Here is a 24,295-nt window from a genome sequence, read left to right on the forward strand (position 1 = left end):
TTTGGCAACTCGTCTAGTCTATCGCGTCTTAATATCGTTTGCAAATCATCTTTGCGTGACGATAACCACAAGTTGTTTTTGATCTACCGAATTCTCATTCACTATCCCAATTGGCTACATAAGCAACCGAACTTGTGGTGCGCTATTCAATTAGACAGCCCTGAGCAAGGTTCCCCTCGCCGCGGCGACTGGTAATACTTTACGCAGGTTTTTCACACTCTGCAAGTCAAGAAGGCCTCAAAACCGCCCATCGGGCACCGAAACCCACCCAAGCTACCAGTGTTTTACCAAGTAAATACTGATTTATAAATTTTTCCAAAAATTTTTCAGCTAGCAACTTTCAGGCCACTTTTAGGTAACCTGGAACCTCCACCAAACAGGTTTGGCCTTCTACCGCTGCCCTAGAAAGACAAAAACTGCCTGCCCACCAAGACCTCAAGGGCCCCAGTCAAGTGCAGGCAGTTTCTTTCAAGACCCAGAACTTACTAGGCAATTTCAACAACAGCCATGTTCTTCTTGCCTCGGCGGATAACAGCATACTTACCGAGCAAGAGATCCTCCTGGGCCAGCCTAGCATCTTCGCCCTGAACCTTGACGTTATTGATTGCTGCACCTCCCTCTTTGAGAGTACGACGGGCTTCACTCTTAGAACTAGATAAACCGGTCTCAGTCAGAACGGTCACCATATCGAGCTGGTCCGCAGACACAAGAGCGTGCGGAAGCTCAGCAGTAGCGGCTCTCAAAGTTGCTTCATCAAGAGCTGCGAAGTCGCCCTTACCAAAGAGCGCCTCGGAAGCCGCGATAACTTTCTCCGTAGCTTCAAGACCATGAACCAACGACGTGACCTCGTAAGCCAAAGTCTTCTGAGCCAAACGCTTGAAAGGTTCCTCTTCAACAGAGCGCTGAAGTTCAGCAATTTCATCGCGAGTCTTGAAGGTGAAGACCTTGAGGCGGTCAGCCACATCGGCATCGGCAGTATTCAGCCAGAACTGGTAGAAGGCGTAGGGTGAGCACATCTCGGGATCAAGCCAGATAGCGTTGCCCTCAGACTTACCAAACTTAGTGCCGTCAGAGTTAGTAATCAGGGGGGTCCCCAGGGCGTGAACGCTCTTGCCCTCAACCTTACGTACCAGCTCAGTACCGGAGGTCAGGTTGCCCCACTGATCAGAGCCACCGCACTGCAAAGACACATTGTAGCGGCGGTTGAGCTCCAAAAAGTCATTGCCCTGCAAAATCTGGTAGGAGAACTCAGTGTAGGAGATACCCTCATCAGAGTTCAGGCGCTTGGCCACAATCTCCTTCTTAATCATGGTGCCCACACGGAAGTTCTTACCGATTTCACGAAGGAAGTCGATAGCCGAAAGCTGACTAGTCCACTCTAGGTTATTCACCATGCTGGCAGCGTTCTCACCCTCAAACGAAAGGAAACGCTCAATCTGGCTACGCAGACGCTCAACCCAACCCTCCACAACATCGCGTGAATTCAAGACACGCTCAGATGTCTGACGGGGATCACCAATGAGACCGGTAGCACCACCCACCAGGCCAAAAGGTTTGTGACCAGCAAGCTGAAGGCGACGCATCAGCAGAAGCTGAACCAGGTGCCCCAGGTGCAAAGAAGCAGCGGTGGGATCATAACCGATATAGAAGTTGACGGTCTCTTCAGTCAGCGCTTTTTCAAGGGCATCTTCATCGGTACTGACGTGCACAAAGCCACGCCACTTCAATTCCTGCCAAATATTCTCAAAGGAATCGTCGTTGTGCTGAGCTGCGAGAGTCTCTTCAGACACGGTTACTCCTGGTTAGTCATCAATAAAACGGTAGAAACTACCACCTCCAACCGTACCAGCTCAGTAGCCCAAGCACAGAAGTAGCGGGCATACTCAGCTGGCACGAAACTAAGAGGTGGCGCAGAAAGCTAATCTGTCAAGGGCTCCAAACCGGCAGGAAGCTCAGCACTAGCAATAAGCTTCAGACGCTGGGTGGGGCGGGTCATCGAAACATAGAGGTCACCAACCGAACCATTAGCGGCCCTAATAATATCCATTGGCTCAACAATAATGACGCTGTCGAACTCCAAGCCCTTGGCCTCCCACGGGGTCAGAATCAGCACCTGATGTTCCAAGGCTGAGGCACTTGTTCCCAACTTGCCCCGGTGCTCCTGCGCCAAAGCCAAGGCAGTCTGCTGATATTTGCCTTCAGCGACAATTACGCCAATCAGACCGCCAGCGGCCTGCTCAAGTTCCTGGCCCACAGCATCAAGTACCGACGGCAGAAGCTGGTCCTCCCCCACAATCTCAGCGGTAGGTGCCCAGCGGCCTTGGCGCACAGCCTTCGGAGCAGAAATACACAAACCAGCTGCCTGCGCCACAGCAACAGCCGCATCGGAAATCTGCGCCGGTGTTCGGTAGTTCACCGTTAGCTCCTCCAAGGTAAACCGCTCCCCCACAAAGGGTTCAAGGGCTCCTGCCCAAGAAGTAGAAGCCGCCGCAGACGAAGCCTGCGCGATATCGCCCACAACCGTGAAGGACTTCATGGGGCAACGGCGCATCAACAAACGCCACTGCATCGGGGAAAGCTCCTGAGCTTCATCCACCACAACATGGCCATAAGCCCAGGTCCTATCAGCCTGGGCCGCGCGGGCTGCGGTCATACGCTCACCGCGTTCCTCGTTCAGCTCCGCAATCTGCTCAGCAGTCACCACGCCATCAATTCCCATATCAGCAAGCTGCTGGTCAACGTTTTCCAGTGCCTTACGGGCATTCTCAAGGTTAGCCTGGTGGGCAGCCTCGGCTCGGGCCATCTGGGCCGCACCTGCGACCTGGGAAAAATCACCCAGCAACTCGGCGGCCTCATCCAGAAGCGGGACATCCGCCTCGGTAAAAGGCGCGGACGCAGGCCGTGCCAACACATCGCGCTCCTGCTGGCTCAAAATACCGGCAGTTGCACTTTCAAGGTAATGCGGCTTGGAATACAGAGAACGTACCAGAGTCTCTGGTGATAAAGGCATCCAGGCAAGGTTAAGGGCGCGACGGACATCCATAGAACCTCGAACATCATCCTCAAGATAGGGACGGTCCACAGCATGGCCGGCTGCACGGTCCAGAGTCTCGTTCAACTGTGCGGTCAGCTCTTTCAGCAAGACCTTGACAAAAGTTTCGCGCGCCTGGTTATGAGGCTTACCGGTTGAGCGAGCGGTAGCCCTGGCCTGCTTGACCATAGCCGGAGTCAGAACAAGATCAGTAGAATCCACCGCCAGCCTGACCGGCTGATCAGGAACTTTCTGGCGGTCAGAGACAGCTTTTTTGAGCACCTCAGCCATGCGCAAATCGCCCTTGACCCCTGCGGCGCCAGGATCTTTTTCGGGTACAGCCTTAATCCCCGGGTAGAGGGTAGCCAACGAAGACATGACCACCCCGGTCTCACCGAGCGACGGAAGGACACGCTCGATATACCACATGAATGAAGCAGAAGGACCAACCACCAAAACACCCGCGTTATTCAGACGCTCCCGGAAGGTGTACAGCAGATAAGCCGCACGGTGCAAAGCCACCGCTGTCTTACCGGTACCCGGCCCGCCCTGAACTACACGCACCCCGGCCAGGTCAGCACGGATAATAGCGTCCTGCTCAGCCTGAATGGTAGCCACAATATCGCCCATACGGCCGGTGCGCTTACGATTCAAGGCCGCCAACAAAGCGCCTTCCCCGTGGAGCGATGCTTCAGCACCCTCATCGAGCATGGACGAATCCAAGACATCGTCCTCAAATCCGGTTACTTGACGGCCTTCCAGCATCAGATGGCGGCGACGACGCACCCCCTGCCGGTTAAAAGCTGTGGCCTGGTAAAACGTACCGGCCTCCGGTGCGCGCCAGTCAATGAGCAGCCGTTCGTGCGCATCGGTGGCTAACCCAATCCGACCGATATAGCGCTGGCCACCTTCATCAAGGTCAAGACGGCCAAAAGCTAGACGATGATCAACCGCGTTGTACTGGGCCAGCCTGTCCTCGTAATGCTGGGCATAGGCATCTCGCTCAGAACGGTTCTGGTGGCTTCCAACAGCCTGATCCTTACGGGTATTTTTGAGTTTGCGCTCGTTAATCCCCCGTAGCTCGTCCAGCCGCTCATAGAGCCTGGCGACATACATGCGTTCCCCCACGAGCTCCTTCTCATAAGCCTGTTCGGCTAAAGCATCCTGGGAGCGATCAGTGGTGTTTTCAGTCAAGGCGGCACCCTCCATGGCAGGTAATTTCAGGCCCTCAATTCTACCCCCTCGCCCAGGCCTCACCAAAGCAAGGCCATGGAGGTTGACAGTTTGCCCATGCCCAAGCCCCGCTCCCCCTGCATGATGCTGGGGGAACGGGGCTAAAGCTATGCAACCTTATTCGGTTATTCCGAGACCAGTGAAAGAGACTCAAGACGGTGCGGAGCAAGAATCTCACGCCCGCCCAGGCCATCAAGCTCAAGGAGCACACCGATACCGGCAACCTTAAGGTCGGCCATCTTCATCAGATGAGTAGCCGCTTCAAGCGTGCCACCGGTTGCCAGCAGGTCATCCACGATGAGAACACGAGAACCGGCAGGGATGTCGTCCTTATGAATTTCGATAGCCGCCTGGCCGTACTCCAAGGAGTATTCCTTCATGTAGGTATCGCGCGGTAGCTTACCTGCCTTACGAACGGTCATCACACCGGTCCCTGCAATGTAGGCAATGGCGGAAGCCATCAAGAAGCCGCGCGCTTCAACGCCGGCGACGATATCAAACTGCCCCTCAAAACGGGCTGCTATTTCTTCCATCGAAGCGCGGAAAACCTGAGGGTTAGCAAAAAGGGTGGTCACATCGTAAAAGAGGATGCCCTCTTTGGGATAGTCCGGAATTTGCGCACAAGCAGCGGGAATCTGCTCCGCAAGGGGCAGTGAAGAATCCACCAGCTCAATCATAAAAAATCTAACACCTTATACATATCAGCAGGGGGTACCTAGGAACCAGTGGCCAAGAAGCCTATTCCACAGGCCAGCACCCGTTTCTTAGGGGTACCCGCCAAGACTACCCCAACCATGAGTTAAGCCAGAAAGGGAGCTCAAGAAGCCGAGCTAGAAAAGCTCACCTGACCAGCTAGCCACTGGCTAGACGATTCACAATAAGTATACTCACTCACATTAAAACTGTTGCTGAACTATGTACCTATCATAGGCGGACAGCACCAAATCCAGGGAATGTGGCAGAGGCTCGGTAGCCCGGAAATACTCCACTATCACCGCAGCATGCCATCGAGCCCGCGCAGTAGCCTGCTGATCAGAGCCCAAGCAAATAATTTTTCCAGCCATCTTGAGCAGGTCGATCAGGCATTGCTCATGATCTAAAGCATAGGACCGGAAACTATCAAAAACGAGGTCGATTAACTCCGCTGCCTCCACCGGCAGGTAACCGACACAAGCTCTGCCATCGCAGATCACCGTGTTAGGAGCTGGCGGCTGCTGAGCGGCACGTACCAGCCCAACGGTTAATTCATGGGTAGAGTCCGTCAGCGTGAAAGGGTCGTTGGTGCCCGGTGATAGGGCGCGTACCCCCAGCTCAACAATTTGCCCCTGGACAAATCGAATATCATTGTAATCGGTTCGAGAGTCCCCCAGCGAGCAAATAGCCTGAACGTCAGACTTCATCTTTTCTAGGGTTTCTGGTTCCAGCTCTGTATCAGAAAAAATCCATGCGATCCTTTGGCCCTCCACCAAGTGATCACCGGCCCTGACCAGTAGGCTGACAAAAGCCTGACTATCCTTAGTTTTCTCGGCAAGGACGACAGGCTCGATATCAACTACATAGCCACTATCAGAAGTGCACACCGGGTAGGAATAAGGCCAATTACTTCTCTCATCCTGACGAACACAAGTAGCGCTGCCCTTTTCACCAAACTCATTATTGCGGTCAATCAGCTTCAAATACTTACTCTGAACCGTTGTAGCAATAGTGCTGACCTGGATACCAGAGGCAATGTGGTTAATAAAATAAATGAGCACCCCTACACAGGCAAGTGCCAGAACCATCGAGAAATTCACGGCAATATGAGGAACAAAAGACTGCCCACTCACCGAGTTGTCAGCCCCCTGGACACTTCTCATCACCAAGAGACAGTACAAGAATGTTGAGGTGAAGGTTCCTAGAACCACCTGGTTGCCACGGTCAGACATGAAGTTTCTGACCAGGCGGGGGCCAAAGGAACTACTAGCTGAACTCATCACAGAAATAGTGATAGAGAAAGCCATGGTTGCAACAGAAAGAACCGTTGACGCGATCGAGGAAAGAATACCGCGAGCACCTTCAGGGCCCACCGTAAAGAAGAGGAGGGTGGCATCTGCCGGCCCGTAGCCCATGGCCTGATCCAAGGCAACCAGGATTAAGGACAGGCCAATACCGCAGACAATAAAGATAGACGGAACCATGATGAAGGAATCACGGAAGGCTCTCAGTCGATCAACTAAATGCAATTTTTCTCCCAAGCTCATGATAAAGGTTGCCGTAACTCCTCATCAGGCAGCTACGACAGTGACTCTTTAGCTTAGCTGATGAGAGTCTGACGCTGAGCAAAGATGCGCTGGGGTTCCAGTTCATGCTTAAGAGCTTCCAACTGTTGCGCCACAGCAGAAGGCGCAGTACCGCCCTGGGCGCTACGCGAATTCAGGGAACCCTCAACAGTCAGGACCTCACGAACACCGGCATGCAGATGGGGGGAAATTGCCCGGTACTCTTCATCGGTCAAATCCCACAGCTCACAGCCCTTAGTCTCGCAGACCTGCACAGCCTCACCAGCCAGCTCATGAGCCACACGGAAAGGCAGGCCCTCACGCACCAGCCACTCAGCAATATCGGTAGCCAGAGCAAACCCCTGGGGTGCAAGCTCAGCCAAACGATCAGTGTTAAAAGTAAGAGTAGCAATCATGCCAGAAACCGCAGGGAGCAGAACTTCAAGCTGGTCAATAGCGTCAAAGACTGGCTCCTTATCCTCCTGTAAATCCCTGTTATAGGCCAGCGGTAGCGCCTTAAGGGTTGCCAGCAAACCGGTCAGATCACCAATCAGGCGGCCAGCCTTACCGCGAGCCAGCTCAGCGATATCGGGGTTCTTCTTCTGCGGCATAATCGATGAGCCAGTAGAAAAAGAATCGTGCAGGGTCACAAAGGAAAATTCCTTGGTCGCCCAGAGGATAATCTCCTCAGAAATACGCGAAATATCCACCGAAATCATGGCCGCAATCCAGGCGAACTCGGCGTAAACATCGCGTGAGGCAGTACCGTCAATAGAGTTATAGACCGCAGAATTGAAACCCAAATCAGTGGCCACGGTCTCAGGGTCAAGACCCAGGGATGAACCAGCCAGCGCACCAGAACCGTAAGGCGAAACAGCTGCACGCTTATCCCAGTCCAGCAGACGGTCCAGGTCACGCGAAAGAGCCCAGGCGTGAGCCAGAAGCTGATGAGACAGTAGCACCGGCTGAGCGTGCTGCAGGTGGGTGCGCCCGGGCATGGGCGCGTAGGGGTGAGCCTCAGACTGCCCGATAAGAGCATCAATCGTTGCCAGCACACCAGTGGCAATAATCGATGCGTGATCGCGCAGGTACATACGCCCCAGGGTAGCAATCTGGTCGTTACGGGAACGGCCGGCGCGGAGCTTACCGCCCAGGTCTGTACCGGCACGCTCGATGAGCCCCTTCTCTAAAGAGCCATGAACGTCCTCATCGGTTTCTGCCGGAACATAAGCGCCAGAACGCACATCAGCTTCAAGCTGGTCAAGCGCGGCAATCATGTCGGACAGCTCCTGCTCGGTCAGCAAACCTGCCTTGGCCAGAACACGAGCGTGGGCACGGGAACCCGCAATGTCGTAGGGGGCTAAACGCCAATCAAACTGGGTTGATTTGGAGAGAGCCGCGAGAGCTTCAGAAGGCCCGCCGGCAAAACGGCCGCCCCAGAGGGCTCCGTCATTGGTTCCATGCTTTACATCAGTCATGAGGTTTTCCTGTTCTGGTGAAGTCAAAAAGTCTAAGTGCACAAAAGGTGCAGGAGGTCGCGCTGACTGCAAGCTGGCAGGGTCTGGCCTGAACCGGGGTGAGCGCCCCGCGCAAGAACCGAGAGAGTCAGCTTGTAGCAGCGCGTTCACTGCACCCAGAGCTGGGGGGGTATTCCTCGTCTTAGAGGCCTAGACGCTGGTCACGGGCTGAAGCGACCTTAGAAGACAGGCCGAAGAGCTCGATAAAGCCGCGAGCCATGGACTGGTCGAAGCTGTCGCCCTCATCGTAGGTTGCCAGGTTGAAGTCGTAGAGGGAGGTCTCGGAGTGGCGACCGGTTACTACCGCGCGGCCTCCGTGCAGGTCCATACGGATTTCTCCGTTAACCATTTTTTGGGTGTCGTTTATGAAAGCGTCAAGTGACTTCTTGAGGGGTGAGAACCACTGGCCGTCGTAGACCAGCTCGGTCCAGCGCTGGCCCACGGTCTTCTTGAAGCGGGCCTGCTCGCGCTCAATGGTAACGTTTTCCAGCTCCTTGTGAGCCGCAATCAGGGCCATGGCACCGGGAGCTTCGTAGATTTCTCGGGACTTGATGCCCACCAGACGGTCTTCCACGATGTCAATACGACCGATACCCTGGGCCCCGGCGCGCCGGTTCATGATCTCGATAGCCTGCAAAGGGGTAACGGCCTGACCATCAATCGCCACGGGGATACCTTCCTTGAAGGTAATGATGACGGTGTCGGGGGTGGGCGCGAAGGTGGGGTCGTCGGTGTAGTCGTAGACGTCCTTGGTAGGGCCATTCCAGATGTCTTCGAGGAAGCCGGTTTCTACCGCTCGGCCCCAGACATTCTGGTCGATGGAGAAAGGGTTCTTCTTAGTAGTGGCAATCGGCAGGTTGTTCTTCTCTGCGTAGTCAATTGCCTTTTCGCGGGTCAGAGCAAGATCACGTACGGGTGCAATGCACTTGAGGTCGGGGCCAAGGGTCTGGATACCCACCTCAAAGCGGACCTGGTCATTGCCTTTTCCGGTGCAACCGTGAGCAACGGTGCTCGCGCCGAACTGCTTTGCTGCGGCGACCAGGTGCTTGGTGATGACCGGCCGGGAGACGGCAGAAACCAGGGGGTAAGCGTCCATGTAGAGGGCGTTTGCCTTCAAGGCGGGCATGCAGTAGTTTTCAGCAAACTCGTCACGCGCATCGGCCACGTAGGCTTCGACTGCACCGCAGTCAAGGGCCCGCTGGCGGATTGTTTGGAGATCCTCGCCCCCCTGACCTACGTCTACCGCAACGGCGATAACTTCGGCACCCGTTGCCTCTCCAATCCAGCCGATGGCAACTGAGGTGTCGAGGCCGCCTGAGTAGGCCAGAACAATCCGCTCTTTCATGGTGCTCCTTGATAGTTGTTTGAGGGTGCGGGGATTCCACACATCTATAAATAATTATGCACTCTTAGACATAATTATTCAAATATGTTTGTGTGCGGACCATGCACTGTCACTCTTCCCCAGCTACCAGTGCTTCAGAACCTAGAACCAGGAGATACCCCGCATGGCTAGAACCGATACCCATACCCCAAAACATAATCACCCTCAGCAGGCAACTGAAAAGGAGGAAAAATTAGAGTCACAACTTCGCCTTGATACTGATTAAGCTCATCAGCCATATCCTGATAAGACTTCTTCGGAGCGATAACATAATCCACGTAGACAGTTCCGCACCCATCAGTGTTGATTTTTAGCTCTGTACTGGAGGTAGAGATACCACCGGTACCACTACGACTATTGAACACTTCAGCAGAAACCAGGGTACATTCCTTATCCACCGGATGAGAACGACTATAGAAATTATAAAGAGAACCACCAATCATAAGAAAAAAGCTAGAAAAAATAATTAGAAAAAATAAAAAACTGACCCATTTACGGGGTTTCTTTTGACCATTTTTGTTCAATTCTTCTATATAAAAAATACCCATTTTTTACTTTCCAGACTGCATGCTAACCGGACGCAGAGTATCCGCGCTAGAAGAGCTTATACTCCCTGAGCCACCACTAACCATACTCTTGAACCCTTCATTCAATGCATCATTGATATTTAATGTTTTCTCTTGCGGCGTGACAAGGTAATTGGCAACACCTAAAACGTAGTCACCAGCACGATCAACACCCACACCGGTCAATTGTGCAGGTACAGATCCACCAATATGTTTCTCTCGTAAAGGCCTAATCCTCGGCGAAACACCAAACGGATCCGCACCACGAGCACCCAACACACAAAAACACCGCCACCACTACCACAAGGAACAAACCAGGACCTACCGGCCTAAATCAAAACCCTCAATCTCATACACATGCACAAAGTCCCGAATAGGAAAATTCCAGACACCAGCTCTAAGATGAACCTTTCTCCCAGCAACCTGCTCATTGAGCTTATCCTTAATCTCCTGATTAGATAAACCACGACGAGGACCGTTATATTTCATATCACCACAGTCAAAGGACTTCATCCAAACATACTCATTACTGTTATACGACTTCGTCCCCGAATCATGAACCATCGCCCTCTCAATAGTGCACTGCATATCCTTCTGCCAAAAAGCATTCACCCAAGGAGACACAAAATACCACAGCAGAGAATAAATAAGCGGCACAAAAATGACAAGCACCATAATCCTGGCCCGAATCACCTCACCCCTAGAAAAAGGATTAGGCGGCCTCTTTTTCTTACTCCTGACCATCACCAAACACCCCTTCCACAACCTGCTTCCCAGCCCCCGCTACTTCGCCACCAACAGGAGCAGCAACACCAGTAAACAAAGAATCACCAACCAAACCAGTCCACCCATTAAACGACGGAGACTTCAAAGACTGAACAGGAGCAGAACCATTCACAGTCCCCTTAACAGACTCCCTAAACCCAGCACTCAAAGCATCCTGTAGCTTCCAGCCCGGACCGTCATAATCAGGCTCCCTATACGACTCATACTGAGCAGAATACGTCATCAAATACAAGAGCACGCCCCTACAACCGATACCCATACCCCAAAGCATAATCACCCTCAGCAGGCAACTGAAAAGGAGGAAAAATGAGAGTCACAACTTCGCCTTGATACCGGTTAAGCTCATCAGCCATATCCTGATAAGACCTCTTCGGAGCAACCACATAATCTATATACACAGTCCCACAATCCTGGGTACTCACCTTCAGTTGGGTACTCGAGGTCGCAAGCCCACCGGTACCACTACGACTATTGAGCACTTCAGCAGAAATCAGGGTGCAGTCTTTATCTACTGTATGAGAACGCCTGTACTTCTCACCCAAGGGAAGACCGACAAAAATCAACGCACCGATCAATAGGGTAATCATCGAAATCACCAACTTGCTCCTAGACATTCTAGGTGGCCGCTGAAACTGACTTGCCATTCTAATCACCTGCTACCGTATCACTGGTCAGCTGGACGAATTCTATTAGCCCCCAAAGTACTAAATGTACCTGAGCCGCCACTCACCGAATTCTTACACCCTTCCTTTAATGCACCTTCCCAACTCAAATCTTGATCCTGAGGCGCAACAACATAACTTGCCATACCGGTAAGAGCATCACCACTCCGATCTATCGCAAACCCATTCGCAGCCACCAATCCCTTATCAAGAACATTTGCGCCAGGCACGGCAGTACCAAGAGTTCTCTGTCGCAAAGGCCTAATCCCCGTCGAAACCACACCAACACCAAAACCCGCACCCGCACCCGCACCCGTAGCACGAACATAACCACCCACAGTATGCTCCTTAAAATCACCCCACGCATACGCCAAATTATTACTCGTCACATGAGAAGCAACACCCTGAACCGTCTGACCCGCCATCGACCGCACAGCACCACCATCATCAAACCCAGCAAAAACAAAAGACGACGGCGCTCCCATGCACCCAAACCGAACACACAAGAACACCGCCGCCCACTACGTCAGGTATACCAGGGCCTACCGGTACCGGCCTAAATCCAGAACCACACCAACAAGCAGATAACTACTCAACAGGACCAGAAAACGAATATACCCTCCGCTGACCCCAACTATCCACACCAGTCTCACCCAGCATAAACTCATACTTCTTACCCGGCTCAACCCGGCTCAGCGTAGACTCAATCTCCCCCTCACTCACCGGCATATAAAGCCCCTCACACTCCACAGTCGAAAAAACAATATCGCCTTCAGAGGAGCTATACCTGACACCACTTGAACTCCTGGACTCATGCTCAGCAGACTTAACCGTGCACACCAGAGGCACCTGATGCGAACGATCATAGATAAAAAGCCGCCAGCCGTAATACAACGGCGTTCCAAGGATTAAAGCCCACATAAGAAGAACAAGAGACAAAACCGGGTAATTGATTTTCTGCGGTGTCTCACCGGACTCAGCCGACTCACCTTTATTGTTCTTTTGGCTCATCACTATCAAACCCCTCCTCAACAGCAAAACCAGTCGCACTCACCGCCATACCACTAGCACCAGCAACCATAGACCTCTGACCACCAGAAGCAGATGAACCCATAGCATACAACTGATCCGTTGCAGGCCCCTTCACAGGAGCAGACGTCAGAGCAGAACTAGCAAAACCCTTACCAAAACAAAGACGACGGCACACCACCAGCACCCAACACACAAAAACACCGCCACCACTACCACAAGGGACAAACCAGGGGCCTACCAACCCAAAACAAGACCCCAAACACACCTACCCCCGAATCGGAAAACCCTCCAACTCCACAGCACGAGCAGTATAGTGCCCCACATACAAATAACTCACCCGAAACCGCAACCGCTCACCCCGATGACGATTCAACTCATCAGCCAAATCCTGAGCACTATCAAAACCTTCATTCTGCATTTTTGTAAAAAACACCAGCCCACACTCCTCAGTCTCAGTATTCACACCCTGCCATGAAGAAGAAGACCGCAAACCGCCCCCACCACTGACAACCTCAGCACCCACAACAGTACAATCAACCGTCCGATAAAAATACATATCACCAAAGTAATAAGCAAAAACAACAACCCAAAAAGTCCACACACACCGCATAAAAATCTTACGCACCCGCGGACTAGCCACACCTGCCCCACCAGCCCCAGACTTACCACCACGGTCTTGATCAACAACAGCCACACAAACCACCTCTCCAACTACCCACAAGCCTAACCAAACCCCAGCAACACACCAAAAGCCAACAAACCAACCGGCCAGCACCACACCCAAAACGACGACAGCACCCCCATGCACCCAACACACAAGAGCACCGCCACCACTACCACACCAGACAAACCAGGACCTACCGGCCCAAATCAAGACCCTCAAAACCCACAACCGACAACTCACCAGGACCAAACATCTGCCAATACCCCACATCCACCGCCACCCGCTGACCAGCAAGAGCATCAATACGCTCAGCAACCTCAGCACGCCTCAACCCATGACGATCCCCCTTAAACCTCAAACCACCACAATCCGAAGTCTGCACATAAATATACGGATTGCCCGAATACGACTTAGACCGGCTCTCACCAGCGGCAGCCCACTCAATAGTGCACTGCTTCTCATAATGAAACACCCGATTAAAATAAGGCGAGAGCAAGAACCAGGAAACCCCATAAACCATCGGGACAAGAAAAATCGACAAACCAACAAGATTACGCACACGCTCCCAAGGAGACATATACCGCCACCCATTAGGCTTCTTGCCCTCCACAGACTCACTCACCAGAACCCTCCCTCACACTCTCAACCATAACCCCCACAGACGCATGCACACCCGAAGCACCAGAACCCAACAACCCTAGATCCCGCACAGCACCACCATCATCAAACCAACCGGCCGGCACCACACCCCAAAACGACGACAGCACCCCTGCACCCCAACCCGAACACACAAAAACACCGCCGCCGGCCCCTAGCTTCTTGAGCTACCACCAGCTAGAAAGTAAGGTTCTTTTCAATCAGCGCCCCGCGGCCTCAGGGCTACTAGTCCTGAGCAGTCATTAGCCCTCTAAAACTATAGTCCCAGCTAGTTCACGCTTAAGTATTTTTCCGGTCGGACCCAGCGGTAGCGACTGCCGGACTTCATAGCGACGAGGCCGCTTATAGGCTGCCAATTCTGCACGGGCCAGAGCATCAAGGGCCGCCACCAGTTCACCCATCTGCGCTTCATCAAGCTGCTCATGCGGCACAATCACAGCCACGACCTCCTCACCTACCCGGGGGCAGGGAACACCCACGACCGCGGCCTGCCTGACCCCAGAATGGATGTCGAGGACATCCTCGATCTCGCGCGGGTAAATGCTATTTCCATTGCGCAGAATCATGTCTTTAAGACGGTCAACAATAAAGATATTGCCCTGCTCATCAATTTTTGCAACATCCCCGGTCGCAAACCACTCCCCCTGCATCACCTGCTGTGTTGCCTGGGGGTTGTTCCAGTAGCCAGCCATAACATTTGGGCCGGCAACCCAGAGCTCACCGGGCTGGCCCGCGCCAAGTTCTTGCCCCCTGCTATCAACAACTTTGACACGCACCCCGGGAAGAGCACGACCCACCGACCCGATGAGCAAGCCAAACTCCGCACGATTAAAAGCCACCACGGGAGCAGTCTCGCTTAAGCCATAGCCCTCATAAATGGGAAAAGCTAAGATCTGCTCAATCTGCCGGTGAACAGAAGCGGGTAAAGCTGCCCCGCCAGATACGCCAAACCGGATAGTCCCCCGCAACTGGGCGGCCAGGGCAGGGTCAGTAGCCAGATAGGCGGCCCAAGCCCCATACATGGTTGGCACCGCGGCATAAACCGTGACCCCGGCGCTCGCGCACAGTTGTGCTGCTCCCCCCGGTGTGAACTGCGGAAGCAGAGCAACGCTTGCACCGGCCGCAAAGACTGCATTCATGGACACCGTTTGACCAAAAGCGTGAAAGAGCGGGAGCCCGCCAAAAATAGTGTCGTCCCCCCTAAAACCAAAAACCTCTGCGCAGGCACGGGCGTTGGACAGCATATTCGCATGGGTTAAGGTCGCGCCCTTGGGGGCACCCGTCGTCCCCGAAGTGTAGAGCAGAACAGCGGGCGCGTCCAGGTGCACGGCTCTAGGCTCCCAGGGGCCTACCCTAGGAGCCGCAAAATCAAAGCCCAGACCAAGAATCTCAATCTTTAGCTCGCTGCCCAGGTGCCGACCGGTCTGCTCAGCTTGATCAGCAACCCGCGTGCCTTCGCCGGCGATCAAGAGCTTCGCACCAGAATCTTCAAGCTGGTATACAACCTCTCGTGAAGAGAGCAGAGGATGAAGCGGAACCGCAACAGCTCCCAAGGATACAAGAGCGTAGTAAAGAATAACCATCTCGGGAACATTCGGCAGAGCCAAAGCAACCCGGTCACCAGCAACTAGTCCCCGAGCTTCAAGCCAAAGCCGAGCCTGCCCAGTTCTTATGACAAGCTCCGCGTAGGTGAGCCCACCGCCTGCCCAGGTTAAAGCCACTGACTGGCTCTCAGCCCGGTCTGTGATCAGCGATGCAAGATTATGCTGTGCGGCTACGGCCTTTGCTGTGTGTGTCATAGATTCTGGTTACTTTCAGGTGAGCAGGAACTGGTAGCACACAATCTATTTTCCCACACCCGGCCATTCATTAAACTCCCTGTGCCCGGCAGGCCGCAAGAGTTGGCTGGTCCTGCACCCACCTGAGCTTGCTAACTGAAGCTCTTTTCTGAGAAAGTGAAGCTATGACAGTCCCAGATTCAAACCTGACCGATCAGGAACTAGAATTCCTCAATTCAGTTTTTGACTTGGCACGCGAGAATAAACCGGTAGCTCTCAAGTCTCTTTTTGACCAGGGGGTGCCTGTAGACCTCACCAACGCCAAAGGCGATACACTGCTCATACTCGCGGCCTACCACGAGCACACCGACATGGTCCAGTTACTCATCAACGAAGGCGCTGACCTTGACCGGCTCAATGAACGAGGTCAAACTGCTTTAGTCTGTGCAGCCTTCCGCAACAACCTTCCCATTGCCCGTATGCTACTGGATGCAGGGGCCGACGAGACGCTTGGCTCCCAGACACCAGCTCAGGTCGCTGAGTTCTTCGACCTGGAAGAGATGAAAAAACTTTTCTCCTCATAAGATCCCACCACTTTACCAGCACCTCAGTAGACACAGGGGCGGTAGCTAGCGCACTACTAGCTACCGCCCCAACTCTTTGGCAGACACCGTCACCAGGCTAAGCCGCCCAATCCAAGAACAGCGAAGCTGCCGCTTGACCGCCCTGCGGATCCCTGGTAATCACCATGACGGTGTCATCACCAGCGATAGAGCCTAGAAGAGGTTCCAGCCCGGCTTGGTCAATAGCAGATGCCAGGAATTGGGCCGCCCCCGGCGGGGTCCTGAGAATCACAAGGTTGGCTGAAGCTTCGGCTGTAACCAGGAGTTCCTTAAAGAGGGAGACCAAGCGGGCATCGGGGCCGTCCTGAGAGCTACGGCGCACCGGGTGGTTAGGAACCGCATAAATGAGGCCAGATTTATCGTCACGAACTCGTTCAGCGCCGATCTCTACCAGATCGCGGGAAAGAGTAGCCTGGGTAACCTTGAGACCGTCGTCTACCAAAAGCTGGGCCAGCTCAGATTGCGAGCGCACGCGGTGCGTTTGAAGCACCTCGATGATTCGGGCTTGTCGGGCTGTTTTTGTGGATGGGATTGCCATGATTACTTCTCTTCGTTGAGGGTTAAAGCTACTGATGGGAGCGCTGTTCGTCTATCTTCTGCCAGGCCTGATTCGACCAGGAGGAAGGTCATGAGAGCCTTCTGAGCATGCAGGCGGTTTTCCGCTTCATCGAAGACAAGGGATTGGGGACCATCGATAACGTCTGCGGTGACTTCATAGCCACGGTAGGCCGGGAGGCAATGCAGGAAGATTGCTCCGGGGGCGGCTTGTGCCATGGCCTTGGCATCGACGGTGTAGGGGGCAAAGATGCGGGTTCGTGCTTCTTTTTCGTCTTCTTGACCCATGGACACCCAGGTGTCGGTGATTATGACATCGGCGCCAGAAAGGGCTTGGTCCATATCGGTAGTTACGAGAACTGACCCACCGGTTTCGGCGGCTCGTTGCTGGGCTTCCTGGGCGATTGCGGGAGCTGGCAGGTAGCCTTCGGGGCCTGCAATGCGCACGTGCATGCCGGCGGTTGCGCACCCCAGGAGGTAGGAGTTAGCCATGTTGTTGGCGGCATCGCCAAGATAGGTCACTGTTTTGCCAGCCAGCTGGCCCAGGTGCTCACGGATAGTGAGCAGGTCAGCCAGAATTTGGCAGGGGTGGTAATCATCGGAAAGAGCGTTGATAACGGGTACGCGGGAGTAGCGGGCCATTTCTTCCAGCCCGCTCTGAGAGTAGGTCCGCCACACGATGGTAGAGACCATACGGGAGATGACCTGAGCGGTGTCACAGATAGATTCCTTGTGCCCGAGCTGGGCTTCACCGGGGTTGACGATGAGCGGGTTTCCGCCCAGCTCTGCCACGCCAGCGTGGAAGGAAAAGCGGGTGCGGGTAGAAGTCTTGTCGAAGATGACGGCAACTGTCTGCGGGCCAGCTAGTGGCTTGTAGCCGTAGCGGTTAGCTTTCATGGCTGCTGCTAGGTCAAGAACGCGGGCTTGTTCTTGCGGGTTGAGGTCGGTGTCTTTGAGGAAGTGGCGGACCATTGGCTCTCCTTGGCTAGCGTGGCGGTCAACGCCACAGAGTATCAATTATATGCATATTTTTTGATACTTATGCATTTGGGTGAATAGTGTTAGAGCTTACGTGCCTGAGCAAGAATTATGGGGAACTCAGCAGTGAATTCTGCCAGTTCTTGATCGGTAATCGTCAGAGCCGGAGCGATACGCACGGTGCGGGCATCTGGGGCGTTTACAATGAAACCCGCTGAACGAGCCGCTATCACAAAGGCAGGAGCCAGAGGGTTGCCCTGCTCTGTTGCTGAGTCTGTAAGAACAATCCCAATCAGCAAGCCATCTCCGCGGCTTGTTGCTACCCCAGGGACCTGCTCAATAGCTGCGCGGAACCGGGTTCCACGCTGGCTGGCAGCCTCAAGTAAACCTTCATTTTCAATGGCCTGCAAGGTCGCAGTTGCCGCTGCGGTGGCCAAGGGGTTACCGCCAAAGGTCGTTCCGTGCATACCTGCTTCTAGGGTCTGGCCGGCATCAGGCCCAACAGTGAGCACCGCTCCAATAGGGAAGCCGCCGCCCAGCCCCTTAGCCAGGGTAATAACATCGGGTAGCTCTTGCCCCGTCAGTTCACGCGAGTGGGCAAACCAGCGACCGGTGCGCCCCATACCGGTCTGGACTTCATCGACCATGAGCAGGGCACCGGCTGACCGGGTGAGTTCCCTAGCACGCTGGAGATAGCCTTCGGGCAGGGGCAGGACACCGGCTTCCCCCTGAATAGGTTCAACGATCAGGGCCGCGACATGATCAGACAGGTTCTCTTCGAGAGCCTCTATAGTAGCGGGGATATGTTTGATGCCAGCTGGTAGCGGTTCGAAAGGCTCACGGTAGGCAGGCTTGTGAGTCAGCGCCAAAGCGCCCAGGGTACGCCCGTGGAAACCGTGTTCCAGAGCCAGAATCGTGCCCTTACCCCGGACGTTACCGTAGCGCCGAGCTAGCTTGTAGGCGGCCTCATTGGCTTCGGTACCCGAGTTGCAAAAGAATACCCGCCCGTCCTGCGCCCCCAGGTAACCCAAGAGGCGCTGAGCCAGTCCCACCTGCTGCGGTGTGGTGAAGAAATTAGAGACGTGCGCTAGCTGAGCAGCCTGCTCGCTCACAGCCCTGACCCAGGCGGGGTGAGCATGACCCAGAGCATTCACCGCGATACCACCCAAAAGATCCAGGTAGGTACGGCCCTCGGCATCTGTGACCCGCGACCCGCTCCCCCGCACCAATACAAGAGCGGGCTGGCCAAAGACCCCCAGCATGTCGTGGGCGTACTCAGTGATCAGTCTTTCTTGGCTCATGGTCCTTCTTTCCAACCGTCAGGGTGTATCAGTGTGGTTCCGGAAGCAGAGGCTAGTAGGTCAGTGGCTGTACTTGAAAATCGGGAGCGGGGTGACGCCAGGCGACGTCCTCAACATCATCGGGGATGAGCTGGGTGCCGATGCCGGTGTCCGTAAAGATTTCCAGCAGGGGTGAGTGTGGCAGGCGACCATCCACAATGGTTGCTTTCGGAACACCCTGCTCCACAGCTTGAAGGCAGGCGGCCATTTTGGGGATCATGCCCGAGACCAGGGAGGGGAGCATCTGACGGAGCTCGCTCACTTTCAAGGAGCTAATCAGGGAGGACCGGTCAGGCCAGTTAGCATAGAGCCCCTCAACATCGGTCAAAATAACCAGTTTCTCTGCCCCCAAGGCGGCGGCCACTGCGGCGGCGGCGGTATCGGCATTAACATTCAAGATTTCTCCCGTCAGCCCAGCCAAGCCGTGGCTGTGATCGGGGTACTTATCGGGGTCAGATATCTCGGGAGCTACCGAAGAAATCACCGGAATCTTACCTGCCTCAATCATGGACATAATCGCGGTGGTGTTCACCCCTACTACCTCACCCACCAAGCCCAGATCTACTTCCTGGCCGTCCACCTGGGTGGTAATCCTGTGTGCCCGCAGGAGGCCACCGTCTTCACCACTCATGGCTACCGCAAAAGGTCCGTGACTGTTAATAAGTGATACCAGTTCACGGGCGACCTGGCCGGTGAGCACCATCCGCACCACATCCATAGCCTCGGGAGTTGTGTAGCGTAGCCCCCCGCGGAACTGGCTCTCAATCCCGAGCTTATCCAGCATGGCAGTAATCTGAGGCCCACCACCGTGAACCACCACCGGGCAGATACCGATGGTGCGCAAGAAAACCATGTCCTCGGCAAAGGCAGCCCTGAGGTCATCAGAAATCATGGCATTGCCACCGTACTTGAAGACCATGACCTTACCCCGGAACTGCTGGATCCAGGGCAAGGCCTCCATAAGAGTCTTCGCTTTTTCCTGGGCTGTTTCAAAACGGGCCTGGGCGTTCTTCTGCTCTGCCATGGCTTTCTTTCTGGGGAGTCGGATGCTGGTAAAAACGGATGTGCTGGTCTTGAGGCTCTCTGGACCAAAATCTCAGACGCTAGCTAGAATAGGCCGAATTTTCGTGCACATAGTCGTGAGTGAGATCGTTAGTCCAGATAGTGGCTTCGTGTTCGCCAGCGGCCAGGTCAATCTCTACGGTGACCTTGCGGTCAGCCGCCAAATCAACCAGCTTGCGGTCCTGACCAATACCACCACCGGTGCAGACCTGAACACCGTTGATCAGGACATTGACGTTCTCGGGGTCAAAGTCTGCTGAGGTTGTACCGACCTCCGATAGAATTCGGCCCCAGTTGGGGTCATTGCCAAAGATAGCGGTCTTGAAGAGGTTGGAGCGGGAAACCGCGCGGGAGACCTCCTCGGCCTCTTCTTCGGTAGCGGCGTTGAAGGTGCGGACGTGGATGTCGTGGCTAGCACCCTCCGCATCACCAATCAGCTGCAGGGCGAGGTCCAGGCAGACCTTGGTCAGAGCCTCGGTAAAGCCGACTAAATCGGGCACAAGTCCAGAGGCACCAGACCCCATGAGCACTACGGTGTCATTGGTAGACATACACCCATCAGCATCAGCCCGGTTGAAACTCAAACGGACGGCTTGGCGCAGGGCGGTGTCAAGGTCTTCAGGTGATAAGACGGCATCGGTGGTCAGTACTACCAGCATGGTAGCTAACCCGGGGGCAAGCATGCCCGCCCCCTTGGCCATACCGCCGATCAGATAGTCACCACCCTGCTCCACTTCAACGCAGATGGCCGCCTGCTTGGGGACGGTATCGGTGGTCATAATTGCCTCTGCGGCGGCCAAAGAATCGGATGGGCTTACCCCCAGAGCCCTAGCGGCTTGCTCACTGCCTGCCAAGAGATTATCCAGGGGGAGCCTCTGCCCGATCAGCCCGGTGGAGCATACCAACACGTCACCGGCAGAAATGTTGAGCAAATCGGCCACATGCTCAGCGCTGGTGTGAGTGTCTTGGAAGCCAGGAGCACCGGTGCAGGCGTTAGCCCCACCGGAGTTGAGCAGGACCGCATCAACCCGCCCATCGCCGACCACCTGCTGACTCCACAGCACCGGCGCAGCCGCAAACCGGTTGGTAGTAAAAACGGCAGCAGCGTTCTTCAGCGGCCCGTCATTGACCACCAAGGCAACGTCCTTTTTGCCTTCAAGAGCGCTGATACCAGCGCTCACCCCGGCAGCACGGAACCCGCGTGCCAAGGTCACGCCCTGGGTGATAACCCCTTCGATCTGGTGCTGGGTTGCGCTCACGGTGCAAGTCCTTCCTGCAACAGGCCCGCATCCTCCGGCAGACCCAAAGCAATATTCATGGATTGAATGGCACCTCCTGCAGTGCCCTTGGTCAGGTTGTCAATCACGCTGGTGACGATGACTCGACCGGCGTGGGTGTCAAAGGCTAGCTGCATTTCTGCATGGTTTGAGCCCTGAACGCTTTTGGTGGTGGGCCACTTCCCCTCGGGGAGCAAATGAACAAAACGCTCCACCTCATAGGCTTGAGCCCAGGCCTGCCGAAGCTGTTCCTCGGTAACACCGGGTTTGACCTTTGCGGTGCAGGTAGCAAGGATTCCCCGGGGCATGGGTGCCAGTGTGGGGGTGAATGAAATCTGAACCGGCTGACCGGCCACCGCAGACAGTTTTTCTTCGATCTCAGGGGTATGCCGGTGGGCACCGCCCACACCGTAGGGACTCATGGACCCCATAATCTCGGAAGAGAGCAGATGCGGTTTGAGGCTCTTACCTGCACCTGAGGTGCCCGAAGCCGCAACGATCACAAGGTCCTGCGGTTCAAGTAAGCCAGCGGCAAAACCGGGGGCTAGAGCCAGCAGCGAAGCTGTGGGATAGCAACCTGGGACGGCAATACGGTTGACTCCCACTAGCTGGTCACGCTGTTTCTGCCCGCAGGTAAAGGGTAACTCCGGTAGCCCATAGGGCCAGGTGCCAGAATGCTCAGACCCATAGAATTTGACCCAGGCCTCGGCGCTATCAAGCCGGTGGTCAGCCCCGGCATCAATAACCAGGGTGCTCTCGGGTAGTTGTGAGGCTATCTCAGCGCTAGCCCCATGAGGGAGGGCCATGAATACAGCGTCGTGTCCGCTCAGTGCCTGGACGGTTGTATCAGCAACTACCAGATCAGCGTAAGCTCGCAGGTGAGGGGCTAGATCCCCCAGAGGCTGACCTGCCGATGAGTGCGCGGCAACAGTTTTTACCTCAACCTGCGGGTGGGTGGCTAGGAGCCGGAGAATCTCGCCACCAGCATACCCGGTGGCTCCGGTGACAGCTACGGTAATAGTCATAACACCATCATTGCATGTTTTTGCATACCAGTAAATATTTATTCATTATCTATGGGTGTATGACTTCCTTACCCCATCTTCTTCATACCCGCCTTGCCCTGGGAGTAGGCTAAAGATATGACTTCTCAGACCATGACAGCTATCCAGCTTCACAGCACAGGAGGCCCCGAGGTCCTCCAGCTCAACCACCTTGCTACCCCGACCGCCGCACCCGGGCAGGTTCTTGCAGAAACCATCGCAACCGGTGTGAACTTTATTGAAACCTACCAGCGATCAGGCATCTACCCTGTGCCTCTGCCCTTCACCCCAGGCTCCGAGGCCAGCGGCCGCGTGGTAGCGGTAGGCCAAGGCGTTACCGAATTTCAGCCGGGCGACTTGATTGCAACGGCCAGCGCCACCGGCACCTACGCCCAATTCTTCACAGCTGCTGCCGAACTCTGCCTACTAATCCCCGAGGGCATCGACCCGGTTGAAGCCGCGGCTCTCCCCCTCCAAGGTATGACAGCCCACTACCTCATCAACTCCACCTACCCCGTCCAGGCAGGTGAAACCGTGCTCTTCCACGCCGGAGCTGGTGGAGTAGGCGGCATTGCTATCCAGCTCCTCAAAGCCAAGGGGGCAACCGTCATCACTACGGTATCCAAAGACGAAAAAGAAGCCATTGCCCTGGCCCACGGCGCTGACCATGCCCTACGCTACGAAGGTTTTGCTCAGAAAGTCCATGAGCTCACCGACGGAAAGGGTGTGGCCGTAGCCTACGACGGGGTAGGGAAAGACACTTTTACTGATTCCCTCAAGTCGCTTGCAATCCGAGGTATGGGCGTGCTCTTTGGTGGGGCTTCTGGCCAAGTGCCGCCCTTTAACCTCCAAGAGCTCAACTCTCTAGGCTCACTCTTTATCACTCGACCTACCCTCGCCCACTACTCACAAAACCGAGAAGAAGTCACCTGGCGTATGGGCGAACTCTTCCAAGCAATCCAGGCTGGCCAGCTCAAGCTCAGCATCGACCAGACTTTCCCCTTAGCTGACGCAGCCCAGGCCCACCGCTACCTTGAAGCCCGCAAAACCAGGGGCAAAGTCTTACTGGTACCCTAAGCACATCAAGACTGAGGCGGGGCCCCTAGTCACTCGTGGCTAGGGGCCCCACCTTAGTACGCGTATTGGCTAGCGGCTTGGCCTCTAATCGATAAACTCTTCATCCTTACGTTTACGGATGAGCATGAAGGTTGCCACAACCCCAGCACCAAATACTAGGATGGCCCCGCCCAGGCGAAGCATGGCCGAACGCTTCTGTGAGCTCACGGTGTCTTCCGTAACCGGCACCAGGCTACCTTCTGTACCCGTACGCACAACAATTAGCTCCGTATCAGAAGTCTGAGCCAAAAGGGCATCGACTCTCTGGGGGAAGTCAGCACTCACTCTCCCGGTCTGAGAACCGCGGAATTTAACGGAATCCCCCGGGTTCACGCTGGCGGGGTCAGCCACATCTGACACAAAAGTTTTACCGGCCATAGCAGAATCATCGGGGAGCTTGCCAGAGTAGATAGCGACGTTCTTATCGCTCTGCAGATCAGGTGTCACATCATCGATTGCTCCGCTAATAACCCAGGAACGATTCTCATAGCCCTCGTTGGCTCGGGCCTCGTTGAAGGTACGTACACCGCCAATGAGCAGGATAAATGCAACTACCGAGACCAGCAGCATAATACCGGCTGCAGCTAGCTTAGATCTAAGAGAGCCGCGGGAATCAGCATCGTCCTCTTCACCGTCCTCAGCGAAAGTAAAAAAATCTGATACCTGTTCCTCGTCCTCAACAATATCCCGGTTCTCTGGCATGCCCTGTTCCCTCTCATCTTTCTGCAAAGCC

22 protein-coding genes are annotated in these 24,295 nt (G+C 54.8%); 2 read left to right on the plus strand and 20 right to left on the minus strand.

The annotated features are described in order from the left end of the window. Nucleotides 1-485: 485 nt before the first annotated feature. The 13 genes from tyrS to ACN08Y_RS06810 form a co-directional block, all read right to left on the minus strand. Nucleotides 486-1,790, minus strand: coding sequence for a tyrosine--tRNA ligase (gene tyrS, locus ACN08Y_RS06750; RefSeq protein WP_419112190.1), 1,305 nt, complete (start codon nt 1,788-1,790; stop codon nt 486-488). Between the two features lie 128 nt (nt 1,791-1,918). Next, on the minus strand, nt 1,919-4,240 hold the full coding sequence (locus ACN08Y_RS06755; RefSeq protein WP_419112191.1) for a HelD family protein: 2,322 nt from the start codon (nt 4,238-4,240) through the stop codon (nt 1,919-1,921). A gap of 149 nt (nt 4,241-4,389) precedes the next feature. Further along, nucleotides 4,390-4,941 carry an adenine phosphoribosyltransferase gene (locus ACN08Y_RS06760; protein WP_419100124.1) on the minus strand — a complete coding sequence of 184 codons (552 nt, stop codon included), beginning with the start codon at nt 4,939-4,941 and terminating at the stop codon, nt 4,390-4,392. 219 nt (nt 4,942-5,160) lie between these two features. Beyond that, a complete protein-coding gene (locus ACN08Y_RS06765) occupies nt 5,161-6,486 on the minus strand; it encodes a DUF2254 domain-containing protein (RefSeq protein ID WP_419112192.1) in 1,326 nt (441 codons plus the stop codon). A 71-nt stretch (nt 6,487-6,557) separates the two neighbouring features. Beyond that, a complete protein-coding gene (gene argH, locus ACN08Y_RS06770; protein ID WP_419112193.1) occupies nt 6,558-8,000 on the minus strand; it encodes an argininosuccinate lyase in 1,443 nt (480 codons plus the stop codon). 181 nt (nt 8,001-8,181) lie between these two features. Further along, nucleotides 8,182-9,384: an argininosuccinate synthase gene (locus ACN08Y_RS06775; RefSeq protein WP_419112194.1), complete on the minus strand. Its 1,203-nt coding sequence runs from the start codon at nt 9,382-9,384 to the stop codon at nt 8,182-8,184. A 167-nt stretch (nt 9,385-9,551) separates the two neighbouring features. Beyond that, nucleotides 9,552-9,971 (minus strand): hypothetical protein, encoded by a 420-nt coding sequence (locus tag ACN08Y_RS06780; protein ID WP_419112195.1) that lies wholly within the window; start codon nt 9,969-9,971, stop codon nt 9,552-9,554. 339 nt (nt 9,972-10,310) lie between these two features. Then, on the minus strand, nt 10,311-10,664 hold the full coding sequence (locus ACN08Y_RS06785) for a hypothetical protein (protein WP_419112196.1): 354 nt from the start codon (nt 10,662-10,664) through the stop codon (nt 10,311-10,313). 353 nt (nt 10,665-11,017) lie between these two features. After that, nucleotides 11,018-11,371 (minus strand): hypothetical protein, encoded by a 354-nt coding sequence (locus ACN08Y_RS06790; protein ID WP_419112197.1) that lies wholly within the window; start codon nt 11,369-11,371, stop codon nt 11,018-11,020. A gap of 654 nt (nt 11,372-12,025) precedes the next feature. Further along, nucleotides 12,026-12,448, minus strand: coding sequence for a hypothetical protein (locus ACN08Y_RS06795; protein WP_419105109.1), 423 nt, complete (start codon nt 12,446-12,448; stop codon nt 12,026-12,028). A gap of 286 nt (nt 12,449-12,734) precedes the next feature. Continuing rightward, the gene (locus tag ACN08Y_RS06800) at nt 12,735-13,163 is read right to left on the minus strand and encodes a hypothetical protein (RefSeq protein ID WP_419112198.1); all 429 of its coding nucleotides are present in this window, start codon (nt 13,161-13,163) and stop codon (nt 12,735-12,737) included. A gap of 163 nt (nt 13,164-13,326) precedes the next feature. Beyond that, a complete protein-coding gene (locus ACN08Y_RS06805) occupies nt 13,327-13,755 on the minus strand; it encodes a hypothetical protein (RefSeq protein WP_419105111.1) in 429 nt (142 codons plus the stop codon). A 277-nt stretch (nt 13,756-14,032) separates the two neighbouring features. After that, complete coding sequence (locus ACN08Y_RS06810) at nt 14,033-15,589, minus strand: AMP-binding protein (protein ID WP_419100133.1); 1,557 nt, start codon at nt 15,587-15,589, stop codon at nt 14,033-14,035. Nucleotides 15,590-15,753: 164 nt separating this feature from the next. On the opposite strand from ACN08Y_RS06810, the gene ACN08Y_RS06815 reads away from it, so the two are divergent. After that, nucleotides 15,754-16,152: an ankyrin repeat domain-containing protein gene (locus ACN08Y_RS06815; RefSeq protein ID WP_419100134.1), complete on the plus strand. Its 399-nt coding sequence runs from the start codon at nt 15,754-15,756 to the stop codon at nt 16,150-16,152. Between the two features lie 97 nt (nt 16,153-16,249). Here the strand turns inward: ACN08Y_RS06815 and ACN08Y_RS06820 are convergent, their stop codons facing one another. From ACN08Y_RS06820 to argC, 6 genes are all read right to left on the minus strand, one after another. Then, complete coding sequence (locus tag ACN08Y_RS06820) at nt 16,250-16,729, minus strand: arginine repressor (protein ID WP_419105113.1); 480 nt, start codon at nt 16,727-16,729, stop codon at nt 16,250-16,252. Nucleotides 16,730-16,731: 2 nt separating this feature from the next. Further along, nucleotides 16,732-17,718, minus strand: coding sequence for an ornithine carbamoyltransferase (gene argF / locus ACN08Y_RS06825; protein ID WP_419112199.1), 987 nt, complete (start codon nt 17,716-17,718; stop codon nt 16,732-16,734). 89 nt (nt 17,719-17,807) lie between these two features. Continuing rightward, nucleotides 17,808-19,025: an acetylornithine transaminase gene (locus tag ACN08Y_RS06830; protein ID WP_419112200.1), complete on the minus strand. Its 1,218-nt coding sequence runs from the start codon at nt 19,023-19,025 to the stop codon at nt 17,808-17,810. Nucleotides 19,026-19,077: 52 nt separating this feature from the next. Then, entirely contained in the window at nt 19,078-20,088 is a 1,011-nt protein-coding gene (argB, locus tag ACN08Y_RS06835; RefSeq protein WP_419112201.1) for an acetylglutamate kinase, read from the minus strand. 79 nt (nt 20,089-20,167) lie between these two features. Then, a complete protein-coding gene (gene argJ / locus ACN08Y_RS06840) occupies nt 20,168-21,385 on the minus strand; it encodes a bifunctional glutamate N-acetyltransferase/amino-acid acetyltransferase ArgJ (protein ID WP_419112202.1) in 1,218 nt (405 codons plus the stop codon). Further along, nucleotides 21,382-22,428: an N-acetyl-gamma-glutamyl-phosphate reductase gene (gene argC, locus ACN08Y_RS06845; RefSeq protein ID WP_419112203.1), complete on the minus strand. Its 1,047-nt coding sequence runs from the start codon at nt 22,426-22,428 to the stop codon at nt 21,382-21,384. The genes argJ and argC overlap by 4 nt, the downstream gene beginning before the upstream one ends. A gap of 117 nt (nt 22,429-22,545) precedes the next feature. On the opposite strand from argC, the gene ACN08Y_RS06850 reads away from it, so the two are divergent. Then, on the plus strand, nt 22,546-23,523 hold the full coding sequence (locus ACN08Y_RS06850) for a quinone oxidoreductase family protein (RefSeq protein ID WP_419112204.1): 978 nt from the start codon (nt 22,546-22,548) through the stop codon (nt 23,521-23,523). Nucleotides 23,524-23,607: 84 nt separating this feature from the next. Here ACN08Y_RS06850 and ACN08Y_RS06855 read toward each other — a convergent pair whose 3' ends face one another. Then, nucleotides 23,608-24,264, minus strand: coding sequence for a hypothetical protein (locus ACN08Y_RS06855; protein ID WP_419105120.1), 657 nt, complete (start codon nt 24,262-24,264; stop codon nt 23,608-23,610). Between the last annotated feature and the right edge of the window lie 31 nt (nt 24,265-24,295).

This window comes from Rothia sp. P5764 (genome assembly GCF_048512965.1).
GTDB lineage: Bacteria > Actinomycetota > Actinomycetes > Actinomycetales > Micrococcaceae > Rothia.